Annotated in this window: 6 protein-coding genes; 2 read left to right on the top strand and 4 right to left on the bottom strand. The window is 65.1% G+C overall.

Annotated elements, in window-relative coordinates; translation table 11 throughout:
• Window positions 1–54: 54 nt before the first annotated feature.
• The 3 genes from KBW95_RS24370 to KBW95_RS24360 all read right to left on the bottom strand — a co-directional run bounded on the left by KBW95_RS24370 (window position 55) and on the right by KBW95_RS24360 (window position 2,403).
• Window positions 55–354 (bottom strand): hypothetical protein, encoded by a 300-nt coding sequence (locus KBW95_RS24370; protein WP_211529549.1) that lies wholly within the window; start codon window positions 352–354, stop codon window positions 55–57.
• 136 nt (window positions 355–490) lie between these two features.
• On the bottom strand, window positions 491–1,759 hold the full coding sequence (locus tag KBW95_RS24365) for a nitronate monooxygenase (RefSeq protein ID WP_211529548.1): 1,269 nt from the start codon (window positions 1,757–1,759) through the stop codon (window positions 491–493).
• A gap of 158 nt (window positions 1,760–1,917) precedes the next feature.
• The gene (locus KBW95_RS24360; protein WP_211522231.1) at window positions 1,918–2,403 is read right to left on the bottom strand and encodes a YajQ family cyclic di-GMP-binding protein; all 486 of its coding nucleotides are present in this window, start codon (window positions 2,401–2,403) and stop codon (window positions 1,918–1,920) included.
• A 155-nt stretch (window positions 2,404–2,558) separates the two neighbouring features.
• Between KBW95_RS24360 and murB the strand changes: the two genes are divergently transcribed.
• Together murB and KBW95_RS24350 are read left to right on the top strand one after the other, a co-directional pair.
• Window positions 2,559–3,587: a UDP-N-acetylmuramate dehydrogenase gene (murB, locus tag KBW95_RS24355; protein WP_211526475.1), complete on the top strand. Its 1,029-nt coding sequence runs from the start codon at window positions 2,559–2,561 to the stop codon at window positions 3,585–3,587.
• A gap of 11 nt (window positions 3,588–3,598) precedes the next feature.
• On the top strand, window positions 3,599–4,309 hold the full coding sequence (locus KBW95_RS24350) for an SDR family oxidoreductase (RefSeq protein WP_211529547.1): 711 nt from the start codon (window positions 3,599–3,601) through the stop codon (window positions 4,307–4,309).
• Here KBW95_RS24350 and KBW95_RS24345 read toward each other — a convergent pair.
• Window positions 4,306–4,596 (bottom strand): GIY-YIG nuclease family protein, encoded by a 291-nt coding sequence (locus KBW95_RS24345; RefSeq protein WP_211529546.1) that lies wholly within the window; start codon window positions 4,594–4,596, stop codon window positions 4,306–4,308. The two genes, KBW95_RS24350 and KBW95_RS24345, sit on opposite strands and share 4 nt — an antisense overlap.
• Window positions 4,597–4,668 lie beyond the last annotated feature (72 nt).

Below are 4,668 nucleotides of genomic sequence, written 5' to 3'. Positions count from 1 at the left end.
GCCCCCCCCCGCCCCCCCCCCCCCCCCCCCAACGGGGGGGCGGCCGGCTTAAGCTTAGTGGAAGATACCGACGGCCAGCTCGGCCCACACGACGAGCAGGGCGCCCAGCAGCACCAGGCCGAGCAGCTTGCGCTCGCGCGCGCCGCGCACCATGCGCGACAGCAGGACCCAGGCCGTGCCCGTGCCGCCCAGCAGGAAGGCGGCCACGGCGAAGTCGAAGCCGGTCCAGTTGACTTCGCGGGTGAACTGCATGGCGACCAGCGGCACCAGCAGGAGGCAGGCGGTCGCGAGGACGACGCGCAGCAGGTCGGTCGAGACGGGGCGCAGCGGGGCGTTGCCGATGGCGGGGGACATGGTCGATCTCCGTGTGGGTGTGAATGATGTTCAAATAGTATCGCAGCTTGCGGCGCTTGTGCCAGTTCCGGCTGACGATTCTCAGCGGCAATAAAAAAGCCACGACGCATCGTGGCTTTCCCGGAGCGCGGTGGCCTTACGCCGCTGCGTTTTCCTGCTTCGGCGGCAGGGCGATCTCGTTGTTCACGCTGAACTGGTAGTCCTTGAACACGTGCTCGGCCGACAGGATCTGGTAATTGCCGTCCGCCAGCAGGTGGGTGGTGTCCTTCAGGCGGTAGGTGTAGTGGCCGCAGGTCCAGCAATTGAAATTACGCATGTGGGTGCACAGGCAGGTCTTGTCCATGACCACGATGTTCTTGCTGTCCGGGCTGGCCTGCACCTCGCGGTTGTACGAGTTGATGTAGGCGCAGTTGCCGGTGGCGTCCAGCAGGTAGCCGTAGGATTCGCAGCCCGGGCGGATGCCGGAGCCGATCGCCGGGGTGTTCTTCAGCATGCGCATCGGGTAGCCGGTCGGCGACAGGCCGTTGACTTCGATGTCGTCCTCGCCGGCGCGGAAGTATTCCTGCTTGACGTTGTCCGGCAGGCCGCATTCGTGGGTGACGGTGAAGCGGGTCGCCACCTGCACGCCGCCGGCGCCTTTTTCCAGGAAGCCCGCCGCATCGGTGCCGGTAAACACGCCGCCGGCCGCGATGAGGGGGATGTCCAGCTGCTCGGCGCGCATGAAGGCATGGATCTCGTCCATGATGGTGTGCAGGTCGTACTGCTTCCAGTCGTCGATGCCGAAGCCCAGGTGGCCGCCGGCCAGCGGGCCTTCGACGATGATGTAGTCGGGCAGGCGGTCCAGGCGCGAGACCTTGCGCAGGAACAGCTGCAGCGCGCGCACCGAGGACACGATGATGCCCAGCTTGGCGTCGCGGAAGCGCGGGTGATCCTTGATCAGCTCGAAGGAACCCAGGTGCAGGCCGGCCGACATGGTGATGCCGTCGATGCCCGCATCCAGCGCCGAGGCCAGGCGCACGCGCAGGGTTTCCTTGGGCGCGTTCATGGTCAGCTTTTCCATGCAGTTCACGAAGACCAGGCCATCGCCTTTCTTCGCTTCCATGGTCGCGCCCACGTGCAGGCGGGTCGCTTCGGCCAGGCGGTCGAGGTCGAACTGGACCACCGCCTTGTTCATGTTGTTGATGTTGAACTTGTAGAGCTTCGTCTTGTCCTTGACGAAGGTGGTGTCGAACTTGCGGTCCGAAACGTCTTGCACCATGGCATCGGAAATATGGCCGATACCGCCCAGGCGCGCGGCTTCCAGCGCCAGTTCGGACGTCGAGATGTCCACACCCATTCCGCCGATCATGATGGGCACATATTCCTTGTTGCCCAGTTTTAAGCGGAAATCATCAACACGTTTCATTGCTATCCTTAGACTACGACTCTTCGAGTACGACGGGCAGGCGCAGAAAAACACCGTGAGCGCACGGCCTTCATTCTACCCCAAGCGGGTCTGTGCCCCCTGTGACGGATTGTCCCAGGCGGGCGCTGCGGGCCGGTACGCCGGCCCGGGCGCGGTGCTTAATCGCGGAAATTGTTGAACGCCAGCGGCAGTTCCTGGACATCCTTGCGCAGCAGGGCCATGGCGGCCTGCAGGTCGTCGCGCTTGGCGCCGGTGATGCGCACCGATTCGCCCTGGATGCTGGCCTGGACCTTCATCTTGCTTTCCTTGATCACCTTGGTGATCTTCTTGGCGTCTTCGGTCTCGATGCCGTTGCGCACCTTGATGACCTGCTTGACCTTGTCGCCGCCGATCTTCTCGACCTTGCCTTCGTCGAGGAAGCGGACGTCGACCTTGCGCTTCGACATCTTGTTGATGAGGACGTCCTTGACCTGGCCGAGCTGGAAGTCGGCGTCGGCGAACAGGGTCAGTTCGCGTTCCTTCTGTTCGACCTTGGCCGAGCTGCCCTTGAAGTCGAAGCGGGTGGTGATTTCCTTGTTCGACTGTTCGACGGCGTTCTTCACTTCGACCATGTCTGCTTCGCAGACGACATCAAACGATGGCATGGTTCTTCCTTTTTCCTGATGTTGCTATTAGATGAATCCCTCTATTTTAACGGACAACCGTCCGAACCGGCGACCTGTTTTGCCAGACCGGCAAGGCTGGAGGCGTCCTTGATACCGCCTTGGCTCTATAATGGGGCGAAAAACCTGTCTACGCCATGCATCCACACCTGTTCCTCGTCCACGACCAGCCGCTCGATTCCTTCAACACCTTCCGCATTCCGGCCAGGGCCCGGCACTACCTGCGCGTGACCGGCGCGGAGCAGCTGGACCAGCTGCGCGCCGACCCCGAACTGGGCGCGCTGCCGCGCCTGGTGCTCGGGGGCGGCAGCAACCTGCTGTTCACCCGCGACTTCGACGGCGTGGTGCTGCACATGTCCGGCCTGGGGCGCGAGATCCTCGGCGAACAGGACGGGCGGGTGCTGGTGCGGGCCCAGGCGGGCGAGAACTGGCACGCCTTCGTCCAGTACACGCTGGAGCAGGGGCTGGGCGGCCTGGAAAACCTGTCGCTGATCCCCGGCACGGTGGGCGCCGCGCCGATCCAGAACGTGGGGGCGTATGGCACGGAAACCAAGGATGTCTTCCATAGTCTGACGGCATACGACATGGACAGCGGCGAAGTGCGTGTGCTGGATGCGCAGGACTGCCGCTTCGCCTACCGGGACAGCATCTTCAAGCACGAGGACGGACGCGCGCTCGTGGTGCTGGACGTGACCTTCGCGCTGCCCAAGGACTGGGCGCCGAACCTGCGCTATGCGGAACTGGCCAACGCCGCACGCGACGCCGGACTGGAATCGCCGACGCCGCGCCAGGTGGGCGCCCTGGTCGAAGCGATCCGGCGCCGCAAGCTGCCGGACCCGGCCGAGATCGGCAATGCGGGGAGTTTCTTCAAGAACCCGGTGGTCTCCGCCGAGCACTGCGCGCGCCTGCTGGCGCAGTTCCCGAACCTGGTCCACCATGCGCAGCCCGACGGCACGGAAAAGCTGGCGGCGGGCTGGCTGATCGACCAGTGCGGCTGGAAGGGCCGCAGCATGGGCGCGGCGGGCGTGTATCCGAAGCAGGCGCTGGTGCTGGTGAACCTGGGCGGGGCGCGCGGCGAAGACGTGGTGCGCCTGGCGCGGGCGATCCAGGCGGATGTCGAGGCGCGCTACGGCGTGGCGCTGGAGCCGGAGCCGGTATTCATTTAGCGGAGGTGGGCATGATCAAGGCAGTCGTGACCGGCCACACCCGTGGCCTTGGCGCCGCGGTGGCGGCGGAGCTGGTGGCGCGCGGGATCCCGGTGCTGGGCGTGGCGCGCGGACATGCCGAGATCGGCGAGGGCATGGAGCAGGCGGTGGTCGACCTGTCCGACGCCGCGGCGCTGGCGGGCTGGATCGGCGGGCACGCGCTGCGCAGTTTCCTGGCGGGCTGCGATATGGCGCTGCTGGTGAACAATGCGGGCGTGGTGACGCCGGTGGGACCGCTGGGGGAGCAGGATCCGCTGGCGGCGCTGCGCGCGGCCACCCTGAATGTGGGCGCGCCGCTGGCGCTGTCGGCTGCCTTCGTGCAGGCGGCGCCGCAGGCTGAAAGGCGCATCCTGCATATCTCGAGCGGGGCGGGGCGCAGCGCGTATCCGGGGTGGAGCGTGTATTGCGCCACCAAGGCGGCGCTGGACCAGCATGCGCGGGCGGTGGCGCTGGACGCGGATGCGCGCGTGAAGGCGTGCAGCCTGGCGCCCGGGGTGATCGATACGGATATGCAGGCGGAAATCAGGGCGACGCCGGATGAGCGCTTTCCGCTCAGGCAGCGGTTCGTCGATATGAAGCAGGCGGGGGTGCTGGTGCCGCCGCAGGCTTGTGCGGTGACGCTGGTGGATTATTTGCTGGATGCCGGGTTTGGGGGCAAGCCGGTGGATGATTTGCGGGGTTAGGCGAGGGTGGGGTAGAGGTCGAGCCAGCTGGGGTTGGTGGATTGGATGACGTTAATTTTCCAGTTGCGCGGCCATTCCTTGATCTGCTTTTCGCGCGTGATCGTTTCGACGATGTCGCAGTGGATTTCGTACCAGACCAGGGTCTTTACTTTGTATTGTTTCGTGAAGCCCTGGACAAAGCCTTCCTTGTGTTGCCAGACGCGTTTGATCAGGTCTGATGTGACGCCGACATAGAGCGTGCCGTAGGGGCGCCTGGCGAGCATGTAGACGAAGGATTGTTTGTCCATCCGGGTATCGTCGCGCTAACGCCGGGCGGTGGCGCTGCGGGTGCGCAAACGAACTTGGGTTCCGGCGCAGGC

It is taken from the genome of Massilia sp. ZL223 (genome assembly GCF_018119395.1).
In the GTDB taxonomy this organism is placed as follows: Bacteria; Pseudomonadota; Gammaproteobacteria; order Burkholderiales; family Burkholderiaceae_D; genus Telluria.
Note: the sequence above shows the minus strand (reverse complement) of the source record. Positions and strands in the feature narration are given on the sequence as shown.

Bases quoted from the DNA above. Each gene is read 5' to 3' on its own strand.
- KBW95_RS24370 (WP_211529549.1), bottom strand. From the start codon at position 354: ATGTCCCCCGCCATCGGCAACGCCCCGCTGCGCCCCGTCTCGACCGAC.
- KBW95_RS24365 (WP_211529548.1), bottom strand. From the start codon at position 1,759: ATGAAACGTGTTGATGATTTCCGCTTAAAACTGGGCAACAAGGAATAT.
- KBW95_RS24360 (WP_211522231.1), bottom strand. From the start codon at position 2,403: ATGCCATCGTTTGATGTCGTCTGCGAAGCAGACATGGTCGAAGTGAAG.
- murB (WP_211526475.1), top strand. From the start codon at position 2,559: ATGCATCCACACCTGTTCCTCGTCCACGACCAGCCGCTCGATTCCTTC.
- KBW95_RS24350 (WP_211529547.1), top strand. From the start codon at position 3,599: ATGATCAAGGCAGTCGTGACCGGCCACACCCGTGGCCTTGGCGCCGCG.
- KBW95_RS24345 (WP_211529546.1), bottom strand. From the start codon at position 4,596: ATGGACAAACAATCCTTCGTCTACATGCTCGCCAGGCGCCCCTACGGC.